An 18,168-nucleotide genomic window follows, 5' to 3' on the forward strand; every position below is an offset into this window, starting at 1 on the left:
CAACTTTAATTGCCATATTCTGCGCTCTTAAACTTATTTTATTTGCTAGAAACTACGCATTTCGCAAATCCGTCTGTGAACTCATCTCGATTCAAGTTGCGTCCAATCACAACGAGCTGAGTCTGTTTAGCTTCATCTGGTTTCCACAGTCTGTCTCGTTTCATTGAGGTCAACATTCGCACACTCTGAAACAGCACGCGCTCAGGAAATCCCTGGGCGTAGAACAAACCCTTAGTGCGGTACAGGTCTTCGCCTTTCTCTTGAGCCAGCGCGTTCATCCACAGCATGAACTTGTTCATGTCAATGGGTTTATCGGTAGTGAGAGCAAATGAGCCGATCGCAGCATCATGCTCATGCTCCAAATCATCCAGAAACTCTGGATCGACTTCTAGCTTGGCTTCTAGATCAAACGCGCCTGTCCCCAAAATCAATGGCAAGTCAACTACGCTGAACTCGGAGTGGTAGATCTTGGCGATCGGATTTAGATTGCGGATTTGTTGCTCAACTTTGGCAATATCCTCGGCTGAAACTAGGTCGGTCTTGTTAATGAGAATAATGTCAGCAAACGCGACCTGTTCCTGTGCCTCGTGGCTGTCTGCCAAGTTTCGCTGTAAATTCGGAGCATCAACTACCGTGACAAACGCATCCAAATTGAATTTGGACTTGATTTCATCTGCCACGATAAATGTGGAAGCCACCGGAGCCGGATCTGCTAACCCAGTGGTTTCGATCAGAACAGCATCGAGATCAGCCCGTTGGGTTAGGTCTTCTAGGGTGCGAACTAGATCACCCCGGACGGTGCAACAAAGACAACCGTTATTAAATTCCACCAGTTGCTCTTCGCTGTCAGATACCATCAGTTGACCGTCAATTCCGATCTCACCAAACTCGTTGACAATCACTGCTACTTTCTGACCGTGCTGCCCTTTCAAGATGTGATTAATCAGCGTTGTTTTGCCAGAACCAAGGAATCCTGTGACGATTGTGACTGGAACACGCTGCTTAATTTCCGGTCTGGCTTGTGACATTACCATCGTTGCGACTCCTGTTGAGAGCGATTAACGCTCTAAAAAACTAAGAAAAATGTAAATGTAATGGTTTCAAGCGGTGGCTTGAAAAGCTGCAAATTGCTAAACTTCTCACCGGAAAATGCCTGTCAGAAAAGGGGACAAAGCCAAGACTTTAATCCCCTATCTATATCCGGGGAGAAAACATCCAGTTAAGCTTGCAAAATTCACAACAGGCTTAACTTTTTTGAGCGATCGCGACTTAAACGAGTCGCGATCGCTCAATATACGACTTAGATGGCTTTCACTGCCTCTGCATCAGCTGGAATCGAGACAACCGTTTTGGTCATCGCCGCAATTCCTGCTTCCAGAATGTCGCGTCGGTTATCTGGCACAACGCTATCGCCTCTAAGTTGGTCGTAAGGAACCACAATCCAGCACGCACAACCCCAAAGACACTCGCCCGCCATTCCTTCAAAGCGGATTGCAGGCTCAGACATCATCACGCCCAGATCCATCAACCAGGAGTGGTGGAGCAGCTTCTGATCCCAGGTAAGGGTGTCGTACTTGTCACGGCTTTCGTAGAAGGCGAGGAAATCCACCTTGGCAACGCCGGGCAGCATGATGTCGGCAAACGCTGTTAGGTGATCGAAGAACTCCCGATGGCTGACATGCAGCGTCGAATCTTCTGAATCGAGCAGGAAGGTTGAAACAACCCTCTTGAACTCGTCATCCAGTTTGTCGTTCCACATTTCCCGTGGCGCATGCACAATACACTCGGCGTAGTCGGTCTTGAAGCCTGGTTTTAGACCCGCGTAATCGGGGATGTGACCAATCCACTCGCTAATGACACTGCGCCACTTGCTCAACGGCTCACCGGGCAATACTTGCACTGCGGGGTGGGTCAGTTTGGCAACGTCGTATAGAGTCCAGCTACGAGCCTTGGTGCTGATCGCTTCGTGGGGTGCGGTGGTTTGTCCAACCAAGCGTAGCGCTTTGAAGATGGTACGACCGTAGTCATCCAACGCAATCCGCATGAAGGCATCAGCCACAAACTTGTGCGTCACTTGCACACGCATGCGATCGCGCTCACTGGGTACACCTGTAGATGTGTACTTCGTCAGGCGCTGATAGGAGTTTTCGGTTGCCAGGGCAAAGAACCCGCCCGTAAAGGGGTTGCGATAAAGGTCGCCCCAAACGGTCGTAACACCCGCATTTTTGTCCTCGTCGAGCATACAGTCTAGCTCGTTCATCGTGGCGAAGAAACTACCATCTCTAGAGGTTTCTGGGTCACCAGTACAAGGCAACTGACCAACTCCAATCACCGGAATGCGTCGTCCCAATTTGACGTTCGACAGGTGGCGCGCCAAGTCAACGACAATGCCGCTGCCTGTACCATCACCGATCGCGAAGCAACACAGCACCATGGACGGTAGCTTGGTCGCATCAATGCTCTTAGCGAAATCGTCTAGTTCTTTTTCAAGGGGGCGATCGCCATCGTAGTAAGCTTTGCCATAGATGCCTTTGGCAATTGCGCGGGGAAAGTATTCGCCCGCTTTGGGAATCTCAACGTTGTCAGGCAACCAGGGTTCGTAGTTGGGGTTCCAGTAGTAGCGGGGATATTCCAGCTTTAGAAATTCACGGTAGCGACGCAGAGAAGTGAATAGGTCGTCACGAGTGGGAACTTCTAGAGGCGCAAAGCGGATTTGGGCGCGATCAGATGGAATCCCGCCCTCTTCGAGACGCTTCAGAAAACCCTCAGCGTAATCCTTCGCCTGATACATATCCTGTTCGCCAATGTCTACCAGCAGGGCGGTGAAACGGGCGCGTGGATCAGCTAACTGGTCTTCTAGATCGCCTTGGCGCAGCATGGAATCCAACATGTTCGCACCCGTTTTGCCAATTCCTAGGAAGTGGATGCAATGGGGCGATTGCGAACCGGAGGCACTATGGTACATGGACTTTGACATTACTCAATTTCCTCTTTCGTATGAATTGAAAACTGCAACGTGACATGCTGGCTTAGAAGCCATCAATCAATAGCTATCGACAGTCAGCACTGAACTTAGAATTGATCGCTGAACGCTGACAGCTAATAGCCATTTCTTAGCGGGCTTAACAAGTTGGGTAATACCCCTTGTCTTCGGTCAAAAAGCCCAAATCTTTGAGAATATGAGCGGCTGAAGTAGCGCGTTCATCCGCAACATAAATCTTGTAATCTTCCACGAACTGACCGGGTTGGCGATCGATTATCCCTTCCTCAATCAGTTCAACACCTTTCTCAAGGTTATGACGGCTCAAGCTAGCAACCCAGAGCGGCGATTTAATGTGAATTTTTTCATCATCAACGCCCGTGACATTCAAGATCTTGCCGCCGGCAACGGTAGGAACTTGAGCGCCATTTCCGTATCTCTGACTAACGACTGACCAATCCAACGGCATATAATTTCCTTTGCTTATACTTTGACGACTTGCTCAAGCTTCTCGCGGAGACCTTCTAAGTCTTCGCCACGAATTGCACTGTAGGGAACGACGACCCAGCATGCACAACCCCAGAGGCATTCGCCTGCCATCCCTTCAAACCGGATTGCCGGTTCTGAGAGCATGACTCCCAACTCAAGTAACCAGGAGTGTTGCAGCAGTTTTTCATCCCAGGTTTGCTCGTCATAAGCAAGTCTGGAGTCGATGAACAATTCCAGATTGATCTTGCTGGCACCGGGAAGGATGAACTGCACATAGGTTTCATCAGTCGTGCCAGATCGGATGATTTCAGGTTCCAGGATGGGTGTGAACGAGGCATTCATTTTGCTAGCGAGTTCAGCAAGAGGAGCATCGATCGCCGCCCCTTCGGGAGCCGAAACACGCACCTCAAAGAAGTCTGGCTGGAAGGTACCGTCAATAATGCCAAGCTGCTTGGGCAATTGCTCTGCTGTCGGAATTTTGTCGATGCTCGTGAACCCAAAGATATGTACCCAACGAGCGCCGTATTGGCTCCGGGCTGCCATGTGCTGCGACGGTGGTGCGCCGACCCAGTTGAGTAGCCGCAGCGACTCGTAGATGTCCAGCCCTTGATTGCGGGTCATAAATGACGCAAGTTCGGAATAAACGCGCTTACTGGTTGCCGCCAAATCGTGGGTCTCCTCATAGGTGGGCTTCTGAGGCACCAACCAAAAACCAGCGGTGAAGGGGTTGCGATAGAGATCGCCCCAAACCTGCACTACGCCCTGATTTTTCTCTTGATCCAACATGCAGTCCAGCTCGTTGAGCACTGGGAAGAGGCTGGGATCTTGACTAGATGGAGTATCTCCTTCAGAGGGGGCGATGCCGATGCCCAACACTAACGCACGACGACCGAACTTCACATTGGATAGGTGGCGAACTAGATCAACCACAATACCGCTGCCCGTACCGTCGGCTAGACCAAACACAACGCAAACAATGGACTGGCAAGTGGTCGAATCAACGCTCTTGGCGAATGCTTCTAGTTCTTGATCTAGAACTTTCTCGCCTTCATAGTAAGCTTTACCATAGATCGCTTTAGAAATTGCCCGTGGAAACTGCTCTCCAGCTTGGGGAATCTCAACCGTGTCAGGAAGCCAGGGTTCGTAGTTGGGATTCCAGTAGTAGCGAGGATACTCCAGCTTTAAGTACTCGCGATACCGTCGGAGTGAGCCAAACAACTCATCGCGGGTAGGAACTTCGAGTGCTACGGTCTTGATGTGCGTGCGATCGCTCGGTAAAGTCTTGGCAAGCTCTTCAACCTGCAACAAGTCTTGATTTCCAATATCTACTGCCAGTGCTGTAAAACGCTTGCGGCTGTCTTCCAAAAAGTCATCGGGAGCCTGTCGAATCATCTCAGCAATGAAATCGGCTCCTGCTTTACCAATTCCGACTACATGCACCGCAGATGGCATCGGGTTCTCATCCTTTACTCGATGCACACCTCCCCGCTTTAAAGCCTCTAGTCTCTTCTTAATCCGAAGCGCTTCCTGTGGATCAACCATAATAATTTTTTCCTAAAGAATGCTTGTAACGCAATTGGATTTGACTCGCTCCCTCACACAAGGGAGCGAGATAATTGCAATCTGTATGTTGCTTCAGACGGTCAGCAACCTTAATCGTCGATGCCTTGAAAAGCTAAGCTTATTTGTCTCTACCTAGAACTTGAGAACGAAGAAGCTTAGCACGCTGCTAAACGCTAGTGGATACGGTCACTTTGGCAGGTTGAGGTTTTTCTGCGGGAGTGCTGATCTTCTGATTGGGCAAACCTTCGATCGGGCACTCTTCTGTGCCAACAGTTTCGCGAGTAATCGCTTCTGCCGTTTCCTTTGCCTTCTTTGGATCCAGCACCCAATCCCGGTAGAACTGATAGGGGCACTCCGCCATGCCTTCGGAACCATCGCCCGAATTGATCATACCGGTGTAGCCACGATGCATCAGCTTGAACAGGTGATTCTGAGATTGAGCATGTTTGCGGAAATCGCGAATGGCAAACTTAGACAGGGGGGCATATTGCACACCCATGTCTTCTTCACCGCACTCACCCAAAGTGCGACCGTCAAAACCAACGATCGCTGAATGCCCGAAGTAGCTATAAACACCATCAAATCCAGCAGCATTGGCAACCGCAACATAAACGTTATTCATCCACGCCATTGCCTTAGAAACCATGATTTGCTGTTCTTTGGCAGGATACATATAACCCTGGCAACGCACAATCAGTTCAGCCCCTTTCATGGCGCAATCTCGCCAAATTTCGGGGTAGTTGCCGTCATCGCAAATGATTAAGCTAACCTTTAAGCCTTTCGGACCTTCAGAAACGTAGGTACAGTTGCCGGGATACCAGCCTTCGATTGGTGTCCACGGCATGATCTTGCGATACTTCTGCACGATTTCACCGTGATCGTTCATCAAAATCAAGGTGTTGTAAGGAACCTTGTTGGGGTGGTCTTCGTGCTTCTCACCTGTGAGTGAAAAGACTCCCCAAACTTTGTTTTTGATGCAGGCTTGGGCAAAAATCGCGGTTTCCTCACCGGGAACAGATGCTGCCAAATCCATCATTTCGCTGGGGTCATACATGATGCCATGAGTGGAATATTCGGGGAAAATTGCCAAATCCATCCCTGGCAATCCCAACTTCATTCCATCAATCATTGCGGCAATCTTGTGGCAGTTATCAATTACTTCTGCCTTGGTATGCAACCGCGGCATTTTATAATTAACAACCGCAACTCCAACCGCATCAGCACTCGAAGAAATATCACCGTGGTAAGCCATTTCAAACTCCAATCAATTTCAATTTGTAAACATTGATGGACAAAATAAAACGTTTGGAGGACTAAAAATTAATCCTCCAAAAACTTTGAATTGCTACTTGTATTGCCAACCGATCTTGATTTGCGATCGCGCTTAACTGAAACTGAAGCTGCCAACCGAATCCCTATTGCCAATCTGTTAGTCTTTAGAATCTTCTTTATTGCCACCTTATTTAGTTCTTAAGAACTTGTAGCAGCATGGGGTAATCATAAAGAGTAGACAGAGAATAGTTTGTATCTAGTTTTACACTTGATAGTTAATCTCTTAACTACTTTTGCTTTTTCCTTAAACTGAGGTCGGTAATCGGCGAACTCTTTATGCTGACGCTCAATGCCTCACCTGAGATTTCCTCCCCAACTACTGACGTGGTCTGTAGTCTGTCCTCAAACAGCTTCAAGACCTCCCTGGCAAATTCGATAAATTTCTGGCGTTCTACTTCATCCAGCATGTCTATCAATTTAATACTCTGATACTGATCTTGGGTTTCAATCCCATCCAAAAATTGCTGCCCTTTTTGGGTGAGTTTAACCATCAACGCCCGGCGATCGGATGGGTGATCATCCCGCTCAACGTATTCTTCTTGCTCTAATCCATCCAACAATCCAGTCATCGCAGCGCGTGAAACCCCGCAATGCTTTGCCAAAAAGGATGGGCTGGCACCCAATTGAGGTTTGCTGTTGAGATACATCAACACCGCCAGTTTGCTTTGCGATAATCCCAGCTTTGCTGAATGCTCATCGGTAATTCGCAGCACCATTCTGGCAATGCGGGTAAGGATCGCCATCGTGTGGAGTGTGTCTGTATTGGGAGTGTGTAGGATTTCTTGAGTTGTTGCCGTCACTGCTTGACTCAGCACTCCTGCTTTCTCTCGCTGCTTCCCACTGTGCTGTAGATCCGCTTCAACCTGTTGATACTTAGTTAGCTCGAGCTTCAGACCTTGGCTCAGTTCTCGCATCTGCATCAGGGTCGAAAATACTCTGAGCGCTGTCACCACGCTGATAAACAGTTTATTGGAAGTCAGTTCTGTTTTAGTCTTATAGTCATCAATTCCGTAATTTGCTGCTACAACCGTTTCTGGTGCTTGTCCTGGTTGCCCTGTCCGCAAAATGATTCTAACCAGTGAGTTGCCTAATTCTTCTCGAATGTACTGAATTATCTGTAATCCAGCATCCTCAGTTTCCATCACTACGTCCAAAAAAATAATGGCGATGTTTGGATGGGTTTGGATAATCTGTTTGGCTTCCTGCCCAGAGTAAGCACTGATGAAAGTCAGAGGCTTGTTTTCAAAGATAAAGTCGCTCAGCGCTAGCTTGGTTACTTCGTGAACTTCAATATCATCATCTACAATCAGAATTTTCCAGCTTTGCTCTGGTTGATTTTGTGATGTAGTGACAATTTCTGCTTCATCCTCTGGAGCGAACGTAAATTCGTCGCTGTGCAAGTCATTGAGAGAGTCTTGGGCAATATTCGACATGAAAAGCCTTTCGGGAAAACTGATCGACGCTTAAGATGTGGGTAGCCTGATGCAAAACCTTGTTCCTATGGACGGTTGGCTCTCGCACCGAATGGTTCCACCTAGCTTCTGAGTCACTAAGTTATAAACAATATGTAAGCCCAAGCCACTGCCCCCCTGACCGCGTTTGGTGGTAAAAAAGGGTTCAAAGATTTTACCCAGGTTTTCCGGCGGAATTCCTTGACCGTCATCAGCATACTCAAAAACCACATGCGCTTCGATGTGTTTTAAGGTCACTGTCAGGTGTCCTAGCTGGTCGGGAGGATAGGCATGGATCAGAGAATTCATTACTAGGTTCGTTACAATTTGAGAAAATGCGCCTGGATAGCTGTTCAGCATCAGGTGAGCATCTCCTTGCACTGTAATGATATGTGGAGTGGTTTGGAGTACTGGACTAAGCTGCAACAAAACTTCTTCTAGATACGCCTTGAGGTTGAATACTCTTTTTAATTCGCTGGATTGATCGACAGCAACTTGCTTAAAACTTTGTATCAATTGGGCAGCTCGATTCAGATTCGCTAGGGTCATCTGGCTGCTCTGCTGGGCAATGTCCAGAAATTTTTTCAATTCTGAGCGTTTCATTGTGCCGCTCTGAAAACATTCGGAAAACGCAGTGGTTTTTTCCACCAACAAAGAGGCGGCGGTTACGCCAATTCCAATGGGTGTATTGACCTCATGAGCAATTCCAGCCACCAATCCCCCCAAAGCCGCCATTTTTTCAGTTTGAATCAATTGAGCCTCTGCCTGTTGTAAGTTGTAGAGGGTTTGTTCAAGCTGTTGTGCTTTTTCCTGCAACTGCACTTCTGCTAGTTGGCGCTCTTCTACTTCTTGCTGAAGCTGAAGGTTTTGCTTGTCAAGCTCTTCCTGGGAGAGTTGGCGGCTCTCCTGAGTCAATACTAACCACCAGGAACCGATACCAATCAGCACGAAGAAAACAGCAGACACTTCAATTAAGGTTTCAGTCAACCGTTGGGCAGTGAGAGCAGAAATATCAGGTTCACTAATCACCTGCTGATAATAGATAAATCCCAAGATTGCTCCGACCAACGCCGATAACGCGAGAGAAACAGCCAAGTAGCTAAGCAGCCTTCCCCCCAAATGGGGAGATAACTTATCTTGTAAGAATCTCCGAACGATGGGTGAGACTGGGTCTAAATTTTGGTCGCGGGTAGGACAGGTCTTACAGCCATCATGACAGCGCGTATCTAAGCTGCAACAGAGAGAGCAAATGGAATCATCGTATACCGGACAAAATGCCATATCTTGAGGTTCGTAGGCTTGCTCACAAATGCAGCAATTGATGGTGTAGGTGCAGTTTGAGTAGGGATCTTCGCGGGCGAGATAGTACTTCCCTTTGGTTAGCACCGCGATCGCCGGAGCCAGTACTAACGCTAACCCCAGGGCAATAAACGAAGCAAAAGCTTTGGGAACGGGACCAAATATACCGACAAAGGCCGCCATAGAAACGAGAGAGGCGATTAAGACGGAGCCACAGCCCACGGGATTGAAATTGTAGAGATATGCCCGTTTAAACTCAATGTAGGACGGACTTAGACCTAACGGCTTATTAATCACCAAATCAGCTACCAAGGCTCCAACCCAGGCGATCGCGACGTTCGAGTAAAGTCCCAGCACCGCTTCTAAGGTCGAAAACACGCCCAGTTCCATCAACAGCAGAGCGATCGCCACATTAAACACCAGCCATACCACTCGCCCCGGATGGCTATGAGTCAACCGGGAGAAAAAGTTGGACCAGGCCAGCGATCCAGCATAGGCGTTCGTCACGTTGATTTTGACTTGAGACAAAATTACAAAGAAAATCGTCACTGCCAAAACTACCTCTGGCTTTGAGGACACATACTCGAATCCCACCAAATACATCTGAGTTGGCTGATTGGCTTTGGCAAGGCTAACTCCATGTTCGATTGCCAGCGACGCTAGAAACGCACCTCCCAATTGCTTGGCACAGCCTAAAAAGATCCATCCTGGACCCGCCAACACCACAGCCAACCACCACTGACCGCGATCGTTTTCTTGTTTATCCGGCAAGAACCGCAAGTAGTCTACTTGCTCACCAATTTGCACGATCAAAGAAAACGAGACGGTCGCAGCAGTGCCAAATAGCAGCGGGTCAAATGCTGCTCCACTGCTCGACTGACCTGCAAAATGCATCCAGTTCTCCAGGGCGTCTGGCTCCTTATAGAGGATGCAGACATAAGGCAAGATGAGAAGCGTGAACCAGAGGGGTTGCGTCCATAGGTGCAACTGGTTGATCAACGTCACGCCAAAAAAGACCAGGGGAATGATCACCAGCGAACAAAGCACGTAGCCAATCGCCAACGGTAGATGGAAATACAGCTCTAACGCCTGCGCCATTACAACTGCTTCTAGCGCAAAGAAAATGAAGGTAAATGAGGCATAAATCAGAGAGGTGATCGTAGAGCCGATGTATCCAAATCCGGCTCCGCGTGTGAGCAAATCCATATCTACACTGTATTTGGCAGCATAGTAGGCGATCGGCAATCCAGTCAGAAAAATGATTACTCCAACCGCAATAATTGCCCAGAAAGAATTAGCAAACCCATAGTTGATTGCCAGCGACCCCCCGATCGCCTCTAACGCTAAAAATGAAAGCCCTCCCGTTGCGGTGTTAGCAACCAGCCACGCCGACCATTTTCTAAACGATTTGGGCGCAAATCTCAGCGCGTAATCTTCTAAGGTTTCTGTTGCAACCCAAGTATTGTAATCCCGTCTGCTTTGAAGAATTTTCAAACTCAGGTTATTGATCATGGGGTAAGTAGAGAACTTAGCTTGAAAACTATCAGGCTACGGCGTTGCAATTGTCAGCCACAAATCTGTCAAAATTTGTTGGATTTGTTCAGTATTGCCCTCGACCACTGCTTCGACAACTGATGGTTAGATAAATTCATGCCCCCAGAATAATCCTGACGTTGACATCCAAACAACGTAGCGCAGAATCAGGCCCGGACTATAGAAGCTGTAAATCTTCCTGAAGTTAGAATTTTCACAAAAAATAGTATAACTAAGCACAAAACTCTTGTTCTTATATACTTACCATCAAAAGCGATTGTTAAAGAGTTTACGCTAACATTGCCAGACATAACATTGCCAGACAAACTGGTGCATTAGTTGCAAATGCATTGTTATCGCATATCTTTCATTCAATCTTGGCGAGCAACTCCGCTCCGTGGTAATTCGCTGCGTTCTGAGTGAAGATTTAAGGCGATCGTATTTGCTTAATGTGTGCGTATATGAATTTTCATGAGATTTTGTTGAAGTTTAAATCTTAAAATCTGAGGAGAGGTTGATGCCTAAGACGTTGTTCAAAGTTGACCTGACTAAGCCAATGGATCAGCAGGAATTGCCTGGACATAATCGATGGCATCCCGATATTCCGGCGGTGGTTTCGGTCAATCCGGGCGATGTATTTCGGATTGAATGTAAAGATTGGACGGATGGACAGATTAAAGATAATGACAGTCCTGATGATATTCGGGACGTTGATCTAACCGTTGTTCATGTGTTGAGTGGACCGATTTGGGTAAATGGGGCTGAGCCAGGTGACATCTTAGTCGTGGATTTAGTTGACATTGGTGCCCTGCAAGGCGATGAGTGGGGTTTTACAGGCATTTTCGACCAGAAGAATGGTGGCGGCTTTTTAACGGATCATTTTCCTGCTCCTGCGAAGGCAATTTGGGATTTTCAAGGGATTTACACCACTTCTCGCCATATTCCTGGAGTAAAGTTTGCCGGAATTACTCACCCTGGTTTGATCGGCTGTGCGCCATCCCATGAGCTGCTTGCAAAGTGGAACAAGCGAGAAACAGAGCTGATGGAAACCCAGCCTGATCGCCGCACCTATGGGGCCGGCATTAACATCGACGGGGTGCCTGTGCTAGCAGCGTTGCCTAATCCAAAAAATGCGGTGTTGGGCACTTTGCCTAAGGCTGACTACGATCGCGTCGCGGCAGAAGCGGCTCGGACTGTTCCTCCACGGGAACATGGCGGTAACTGCGACATCAAAAACCTTTCACGGGGAACGCGTATTTACTTCCCGGTTTATGTGGAAGGGGCAAAGCTATCGATGGGCGACATCCACTTTTCTCAGGGTGATGGTGAAATTTCGTTCTGCGGTGCGATCGAGATGTCTGGCTTCATCGATCTGCATGTCGATATCATCAAAGGCGGCATGGAAAAGTATGCCATGGTCAACCCAATCTTCAAGCCAGGTCCAGTAGAGCCGCACTACTCAGAGTATCTAGTGTTTGAGGGGATTTCGGTGGATGAGTTTTCGGGTAAGCAATACTTTATGGATGTCCATATTGCCTACCGTCGAGCTTGTTTGAATGCGATCGAGTATCTCAAAAAATTCGGTTACACAGGCGAACAAGCATACTTGCTATTGAGTTGTGCCCCTGTGGAGGGAAGAGTCAGTGGGATTGTGGACATTCCAAATGCCTGCTGCACGGTCGCCATTCCAACTGCGATTTTTGACCAGAATATTCTCCCGGTTTAGCTATAGATTATGTGGTCTTGAGTATGCCTCTGTATGAGTTTCAGTGCAAAGAATGTGGTGTGTTTGATGTGTGGCGATCGCTGGCTGAGTCCAGCGATCCGGCTAACTGCCCAACGTGCGAGGAGCCAGGGAGACGGCTTTTCTCACCGCCTGCGTTATTGTCAGGTTCATTGCGGCTAAAGCGAGAAAATCCAGAGCCGCAATTGGTCAAGCGCGAGTCTGAACAGATCGCCGCCAGAGCTCGGCAGCATTCTGGGAGCCGTCCCTGGATGATTGGTCATTAGAGTTAAGTCTGGCCGTGGCACCATGTCCGGCAGTTTAGCGTTGGTGTGAGTTTTATTAATTAAGGAGAAGTTCAACGAATGAAGTCACGTAAGCCTCGTGTGTCCTTGAGCGGCATCGGCCGTCGCCAGTTTATCCAATATGGTGCTCTTGCCGTAGGTAGTAGTGTTGTCGCGGCTTGTTCGGGTGGCAGTGGCACAAACACCACCACGACAACGGCAAGCTCAAGCCCCGCTGCCTCCACCGCTGGAGATGGCATTAAGGTCGGGGTCATGTACTCCACCACTGGCTCGATCGCGATCGTTGAAAAATCATTGCAAGATGCAACGTTTCTTGCAGTTGAGCAAATCAACGAGGGCAAAGGTCCCTGGTCTGGCAAGCAAGGAATCAGCGGCAAGAAAATTGAGACAGTGGTTGTCAATCCAGACTCTAACTGGGATTTATACAATCAAATGTCGAAACGGCTAATTGATGAAGACAAAGTTGTGTGTGTACTGGGTTGCTACACCTCAGCCAGCCGCAAATCAGTGTTGCCCGTGTTTGAAGAGAAGGATAGACTGCTCTACTATCCTGTCTATTATGAAGGTAACGAGTGTAGCTCAAACGTCTTCTACACCGGGGCTGCGCCCAACCAGCAAATCACCGATTCTATTCCCTACTGCATTAAGAACTTTGGTAAGAAGGGCTTCTTCATTGGTTCTGACTACATCTATCCCAAAGAAAGTAATCGGATTGCGAAAGCAGAGCTAGTCAAAGGTGGAGGGCAAGTTGTTGGAGATGAATACGCAGCTTTAGGAACAACTGAATTTATCACGATCATTAACAAGATCAAGCAAGCCCAGCCTGATTTCATTCTTAGCAATCTAGTGGGTGATAGCATTCCAGCGTTTTACAAACAGCTTAAGGATGCCGGAATCAACTCTAAAGATATTCCAATCATGGCGTATCCCACTACCGAAGAAGAGATTCAGGCAATGGGTCCAGAGTTTGCTGAAGGACACTACAGCAGTTTCAACTATTTCCAAACTGTAGATACGCCTGAAAATAAAGCATTTGTGGAGCAGTTCAAGGCGAAGTTTGGGCAAGATCGCGTTACCAATGGGGTAATGGAAGCCGCTTATCTACAAACCTTTTTCATGGCACAGGCGATGGAGAAGTGCGCCAAAGAGGGCAAAGAGTTCACGACTGCCAATCTGCGCGAAGCCACACGCGGTCAAGTGTTTAATGCGCCTCAAGGAACCGTGAAAATTGATCCAGACAACTATCACACCTACCTCTATTCCAGAATTGGTAAGTGGAAAGCAGATGGTCAAGCGGAGATTGTATTTGCGACAAAGGCAGCAGTTAAACCCATTCCTTGGAGCCAAGCGCTGTATAAAGGTCGTGTCTGTGTTCACAAAACCCCAGACGATCGCAGCAATTCAACCGTCGAAACAAAGAAAGATCTTCCAGTTGAATTCTTGAAGGCAGCAGGTACATAGGCTTTTAATGCTTCCGGCTCGTTGATTTTGTCAGAAATCAACGAGCCTTGACTGACGCAGCATGACATCAAATGGTTTGACTAAGGGAGGGCTATGAACGTTTTGCCATTTCAGGCGATATCGTCGTTGATTTATTTGGCGCAAGCATCGCCGCCAGACAAAACGATAGATCCGATCGCAATACTCAACCAACTCCTAAACGGAGTTGGGATTATTGGCATTTTGCTAATTACCGGATTAGGGCTTGCCATTACCTTTGGCGTAATGCGAATCATTAACTTGGCTCATGGCGAATTCATCATGCTGGGTGCATACACAACATTTGTGCTGCAAAGTACATTCAAGATGGATTTGCTATTGACGATTCCATTCTCCTTTTTATTTACGGCATTGGTCGGTGCCCTAGTTGAAGTAACCATTATTCGACGATTATATGGGCGACCTTTGGAAACCCTACTGGCAACATGGGGCTTGAGTATCGTGCTTCAGGGGATTGTGAAACTGATCTTTAGCGCCCAGTTAAAGTATGTGAAAGCTCCTCCCTACATTCGCGGCAACTGGACCCTGTTTGAAGTCGGCGGACAGGCCGTTCAAATATCGTTTTACCGCTTATTCATTGTTTTTATGGCATTGCTGCTGTTAGGAGTGACTGCCTATTTGCTGTATGGCACCAACTTTGGGCGAGAGGTGCGGGCAGTGACTCAAAATCGGGATATGGCTAGGTGCCTAGGCGTTAATACCAGCTTGGTAGACATGGCAACCTTTGCTTATGGGTGTGGCTTAGCGGGTATCGCTGGAACGGTGATCTCTTCGCTTAAGAGTGTGGCTCCGCCGATGGGTCAAGATTACTTAGTAGATGCTTGGATGACAGTGGTAACGGGAGGAGTGGACAAGCTAGTCGGGGTTCTGGCAGGCGCGGTCTTAATTGGGGAGGCAAATTCGGCGATCGCTTACCTGTTGAATGATCCCGCTGCTAGGGTCATCGTGCTGGCTGCTGTGATTGTCTTGATTCGCTATCGTCCAGAAGGTTTATTTACGGTTCAGAAGCGCGGCTAAATAAAGCGATTTGAATTTTTGATTGTTCCAAACAGCACAGCGCGAATTTAAGGGAGACTCCGATATGACAGAAGTAATGGGTCGTATTCGACAGGCGACAACAGTTCCAAAGAGACTGCTGATTACCAGCGGGGTAATTTTGCTGATTTTTTGTATCTTTCCGTTTGTAGCTGGCGAATTTCAAACAAGCTTAATGGCAAAGTTGCTGCTGTTCGGTGCGCTAGGGGTTTCGCTAGATTTGGTCTGGGGCTTTACCGGAATTTTAAGCTTTGCCCACGGAGTGTTCTTTACCCTCGGTGGCTATGCAGTGGCCTATTACTTAAAGCTGAATTTGTCGGCAACTGCCAACAACTATGGTGGAACATTGCCAGACTTTATGGTGTGGAATGGTTTGAAGGAACTGCCCTGGTTCATTGCGCCCCTACAGTTTTTCCCGATCGCGGTACTCGCCATGGTTGCAGTTCCTGCGGGTTTCGCCTACATCATCGGCTGGTTTATCTTTCGCTCTAAGGTAAGCGGTGTTTACATCACCATCATCACACTGGCGATCGCTTCAGCCCTGACCACATTCTTTGTTAGTCAACAGGCGTATACCGGTGGCACCAACGGCATCACTGACGTTTCCAGGCTCAGCCTGTTTGGGACGGTGCTTTCACCAGTTGGGCTATACTTTCTCATCTTGTCGTTTGCTGCCCTTGTGCTGGCGGGCAGTTGGTGGTTAACCCAGTCTAATTTCGGCTTAATTTTGCGATCGATTAAAGAGAATGAAAAGCGCATTTCGTACTTAGGCTATGACGTCGCTAGTTTCAAAATCTTTATTTGGTCGCTATCGGCTGGCATTGCTGGCATTGCTGGCGGTTTGTTTGTGCCCTTAAATCGGTTTATTTCACCCGTTTACTTGGGGGTTGCGTTTGGTACACAAGTGGTAATTTGGGTTGCGGTCGGCGGTCGGGGCACACTATTTGGTCCAATCATTGCAGCGATTTTGTTAGGTCAGCTACAGAACTCAGCAGACCGAGTAACGCAAGATTGGCAGTTAGTGGTCGGAGTGATTCTTTTGCTCGTGGTGCTGTTTCTGCCAGATGGATTAATGAGTTTGCTTCCAAAGCGATTTCGCCTTACAGATGCAGATCGGCTGGAGCGATCGTCTTAAGTTCTGAATTTTTCACGGCACGTTTTTCTAACTCTTTAGTGATTTAGCCGCAGGATTTATTTATGGATACACTCGCATCAATTTCTAGCATCAAGGTTGTCGAGCCTCAAAACCCGATTTTGGAAGTGAAAGACCTGCATGTGGTTTTTTCAGGCTTTAAGGCAATGAAAGGTGTAAATTTAGCCGTGGGTGATAACGAAATTGTCACCATCATTGGTCCCAATGGTGCTGGCAAAAGTACCTTATTGGATGCGATCGTGGGTAAGTCACCGGTTGCATCCGGGCATGTGTATTATCGGGGACAAGATATTACTAACCACAGCCCCTACGACATTGCGCGGATGGGAATTGGGCGGAAGTTTCAAAACCCCAATGTCTACAACGAACTGTCGGTATTTGAAAACATTTTGCTAGCGCTGAAAGGCACTCACAGCGTGTTTGCTTCCATCAAGTCCAAGCTCACCCGCGTCAAAAGAGAGAAGATTGAGCTGGTGCTCGATCGCGTAGGTCTGCTCGACAAAGGCTTTGCTAAAGTGTCTTCGCTTTCTCACGGGCAGAAGCAGTGGGTAGAGATTGGCATGGTACTTGCTCAAGACCCAGCAGTGGTGCTGCTCGACGAACCAACCGCAGGCATGACTCCAGATGAAACTCATCTAACGGGTGAGATCATCAAAATGATTTCACAGAACCACTCTGTTGTTGTGATTGAACACGACATGGAGTTTGTTAAACAGATTGCTCAACGAATTGTCGTTCTGCATCAGGGCGAGAAGATCGCTGAAGGGTCCGTCCGCGACGTGCAATCAAATCCTAAAGTAATTGAGGTGTATTTAGGTCGTGAACAAATCGACATCGCTGCTTGAACTAACAGACGTTACGGTTTCCTACGGTCAAACGCCCGTCTTGTTTGGCGTGAATATGACCGTTGATGAAGGTGAAATTGCTTGTATATTGGGGCGCAATGGCGTGGGTAAAACCACACTTTTACGCAGCGTGATTGGGCTGAATAAAGTTATATCCGGCAACATTGTCTTTGATGCAGATGAAATTACCCGGATTCCTACATTCAAACGCGCGCGCTATGGCATTTCTTATATTCCTCAAGGACGTGAAATCATCCCTTACCTCTCGGTTTTAGACAACTTGAAGCTGGGTACATCGGCTGGCAAACGGAAGCACCGAAAAATTCCTGATGAAATCTTTGAATTTTTTCCGATGCTAAAGCAGCACTTGGCTCGTCAGGGTGGCTTGTTGAGTGGCGGACAACAGCAGCAGTTGGCGATCGCCCGTGGGCTGATGAGCGATCCGAAAATCATGCTTCTGGATGAACCCACTGAAGGAATTCAGCCATCAATTGTTCAAGAGATTGAAGAGACGCTAAAGCGAATCAACCGCGAGAAAGGCATCACTGTCGTTGTCGTGGAGCAGAAGATTGACTTTGCGCGGCAGCTAGCTCAGAAATTTTTCATCATGGAAAAAGGCGCGATCGTTGCAAATGGCGCAACGTCTCATCTGACCGATGAATTAGTACATAAATATCTGGCGATCTGAAAAAAACTCTGGGTACAGATATATAGGGCAGCCCTAAAATGTAGGGGTAGAGAGGCTAAAGTTAACTTCATCAATTCTCTGGCGTAACAGTGAGCGCAGCCGCGTGAAACATGGGTACAGCCAATCCAATGGGTGAAGTATGGGTTGTTCTCAATTTTTCTGTTGCTTGCCATATTTGCTCTCTCGGCTCTAGAGGGTATTATGCACTTTTGTAGAACTCAAGCTAGAAGCGGAATGCAGCACTCGTTCATCTTTTTGAGTCGTGGTTAAAG

The 18,168-nt window shown here is 47.9% G+C and carries 14 protein-coding genes; 7 read left to right on the plus strand and 7 right to left on the minus strand.

The features are described 5' to 3' along the window. Positions 1-38: 38 nt before the first annotated feature. The 7 genes from JOY44_RS20740 to JOY44_RS20770 form a co-directional block, all read right to left on the minus strand. Positions 39-1,034: a CobW family GTP-binding protein gene (locus JOY44_RS20740; RefSeq protein ID WP_197985620.1), complete on the minus strand. Its 996-nt coding sequence runs from the start codon at positions 1,032-1,034 to the stop codon at positions 39-41. Positions 1,035-1,300: 266 nt separating this feature from the next. After that, entirely contained in the window at positions 1,301-2,977 is a 1,677-nt protein-coding gene (locus tag JOY44_RS20745; protein ID WP_171575425.1) for a hypothetical protein, read from the minus strand. 145 nt (positions 2,978-3,122) lie between these two features. Further along, positions 3,123-3,449, minus strand: a complete 327-nt coding sequence (locus JOY44_RS20750) for a hypothetical protein (protein WP_171575426.1) — start codon at positions 3,447-3,449, stop codon at positions 3,123-3,125. Between the two features lie 14 nt (positions 3,450-3,463). Beyond that, positions 3,464-5,011: a tubulin-like doman-containing protein gene (locus tag JOY44_RS20755; protein WP_171575427.1), complete on the minus strand. Its 1,548-nt coding sequence runs from the start codon at positions 5,009-5,011 to the stop codon at positions 3,464-3,466. 187 nt (positions 5,012-5,198) lie between these two features. Further along, positions 5,199-6,284, minus strand: coding sequence for an aliphatic amidase (locus tag JOY44_RS20760; RefSeq protein WP_171575428.1), 1,086 nt, complete (start codon positions 6,282-6,284; stop codon positions 5,199-5,201). Between the two features lie 307 nt (positions 6,285-6,591). After that, entirely contained in the window at positions 6,592-7,797 is a 1,206-nt protein-coding gene (locus JOY44_RS20765) for a MarR family transcriptional regulator (protein ID WP_171575429.1), read from the minus strand. Between the two features lie 30 nt (positions 7,798-7,827). Further along, on the minus strand, positions 7,828-10,608 hold the full coding sequence (locus tag JOY44_RS20770) for an ATP-binding protein (RefSeq protein WP_197985622.1): 2,781 nt from the start codon (positions 10,606-10,608) through the stop codon (positions 7,828-7,830). A gap of 556 nt (positions 10,609-11,164) precedes the next feature. Here JOY44_RS20770 and fmdA point away from each other — a divergent pair. From fmdA to urtE, 7 genes are all read left to right on the plus strand, one after another. After that, entirely contained in the window at positions 11,165-12,373 is a 1,209-nt protein-coding gene (gene fmdA, locus JOY44_RS20775) for a formamidase (RefSeq protein WP_171575431.1), read from the plus strand. 23 nt (positions 12,374-12,396) lie between these two features. Further along, entirely contained in the window at positions 12,397-12,657 is a 261-nt protein-coding gene (locus JOY44_RS20780) for an FmdB family zinc ribbon protein (protein WP_171575432.1), read from the plus strand. A 78-nt stretch (positions 12,658-12,735) separates the two neighbouring features. After that, complete coding sequence (locus JOY44_RS20785; RefSeq protein WP_171575433.1) at positions 12,736-14,136, plus strand: ABC transporter substrate-binding protein; 1,401 nt, start codon at positions 12,736-12,738, stop codon at positions 14,134-14,136. Between the two features lie 93 nt (positions 14,137-14,229). Continuing rightward, positions 14,230-15,192 carry an urea ABC transporter permease subunit UrtB gene (gene urtB, locus JOY44_RS20790; protein ID WP_171575434.1) on the plus strand — a complete coding sequence of 321 codons (963 nt, stop codon included), beginning with the start codon at positions 14,230-14,232 and terminating at the stop codon, positions 15,190-15,192. A gap of 64 nt (positions 15,193-15,256) precedes the next feature. After that, positions 15,257-16,345: an urea ABC transporter permease subunit UrtC gene (gene urtC / locus JOY44_RS20795; protein WP_171575435.1), complete on the plus strand. Its 1,089-nt coding sequence runs from the start codon at positions 15,257-15,259 to the stop codon at positions 16,343-16,345. Between the two features lie 62 nt (positions 16,346-16,407). Next, the gene (gene urtD, locus JOY44_RS20800; protein ID WP_171575436.1) at positions 16,408-17,208 is read left to right on the plus strand and encodes an urea ABC transporter ATP-binding protein UrtD; all 801 of its coding nucleotides are present in this window, start codon (positions 16,408-16,410) and stop codon (positions 17,206-17,208) included. Further along, positions 17,183-17,896, plus strand: coding sequence for an urea ABC transporter ATP-binding subunit UrtE (gene urtE, locus JOY44_RS20805; RefSeq protein WP_171575437.1), 714 nt, complete (start codon positions 17,183-17,185; stop codon positions 17,894-17,896). Before urtD ends, urtE begins: the two co-directional genes overlap by 26 nt. The last annotated feature ends 272 nt before the right edge of the window (positions 17,897-18,168 follow it).

Source organism: Leptolyngbya sp. Cla-17, assembly GCF_016807185.1.
Taxonomy (GTDB): domain Bacteria; phylum Cyanobacteriota; class Cyanobacteriia; order Leptolyngbyales; family Leptolyngbyaceae; genus ULC077BIN1.

Bases quoted from the DNA above. Each gene is read 5' to 3' on its own strand.
- JOY44_RS20760 (WP_171575428.1), bottom strand. From the start codon at position 6,284: ATGGCTTACCACGGTGATATTTCTTCGAGTGCTGATGCGGTTGGAGTT.
- urtD (WP_171575436.1), top strand. From the start codon at position 16,408: ATGGATACACTCGCATCAATTTCTAGCATCAAGGTTGTCGAGCCTCAA.
- urtB (WP_171575434.1), top strand. From the start codon at position 14,230: ATGAACGTTTTGCCATTTCAGGCGATATCGTCGTTGATTTATTTGGCG.
- JOY44_RS20740 (WP_197985620.1), bottom strand. From the start codon at position 1,034: ATGGTAATGTCACAAGCCAGACCGGAAATTAAGCAGCGTGTTCCAGTC.
- JOY44_RS20755 (WP_171575427.1), bottom strand. From the start codon at position 5,011: ATGGTTGATCCACAGGAAGCGCTTCGGATTAAGAAGAGACTAGAGGCT.
- JOY44_RS20780 (WP_171575432.1), top strand. From the start codon at position 12,397: ATGCCTCTGTATGAGTTTCAGTGCAAAGAATGTGGTGTGTTTGATGTG.
- urtC (WP_171575435.1), top strand. From the start codon at position 15,257: ATGACAGAAGTAATGGGTCGTATTCGACAGGCGACAACAGTTCCAAAG.
- JOY44_RS20765 (WP_171575429.1), bottom strand. From the start codon at position 7,797: ATGTCGAATATTGCCCAAGACTCTCTCAATGACTTGCACAGCGACGAA.
- fmdA (WP_171575431.1), top strand. From the start codon at position 11,165: ATGCCTAAGACGTTGTTCAAAGTTGACCTGACTAAGCCAATGGATCAG.
- JOY44_RS20785 (WP_171575433.1), top strand. From the start codon at position 12,736: ATGAAGTCACGTAAGCCTCGTGTGTCCTTGAGCGGCATCGGCCGTCGC.
- JOY44_RS20750 (WP_171575426.1), bottom strand. From the start codon at position 3,449: ATGCCGTTGGATTGGTCAGTCGTTAGTCAGAGATACGGAAATGGCGCT.
- JOY44_RS20745 (WP_171575425.1), bottom strand. From the start codon at position 2,977: ATGTCAAAGTCCATGTACCATAGTGCCTCCGGTTCGCAATCGCCCCAT.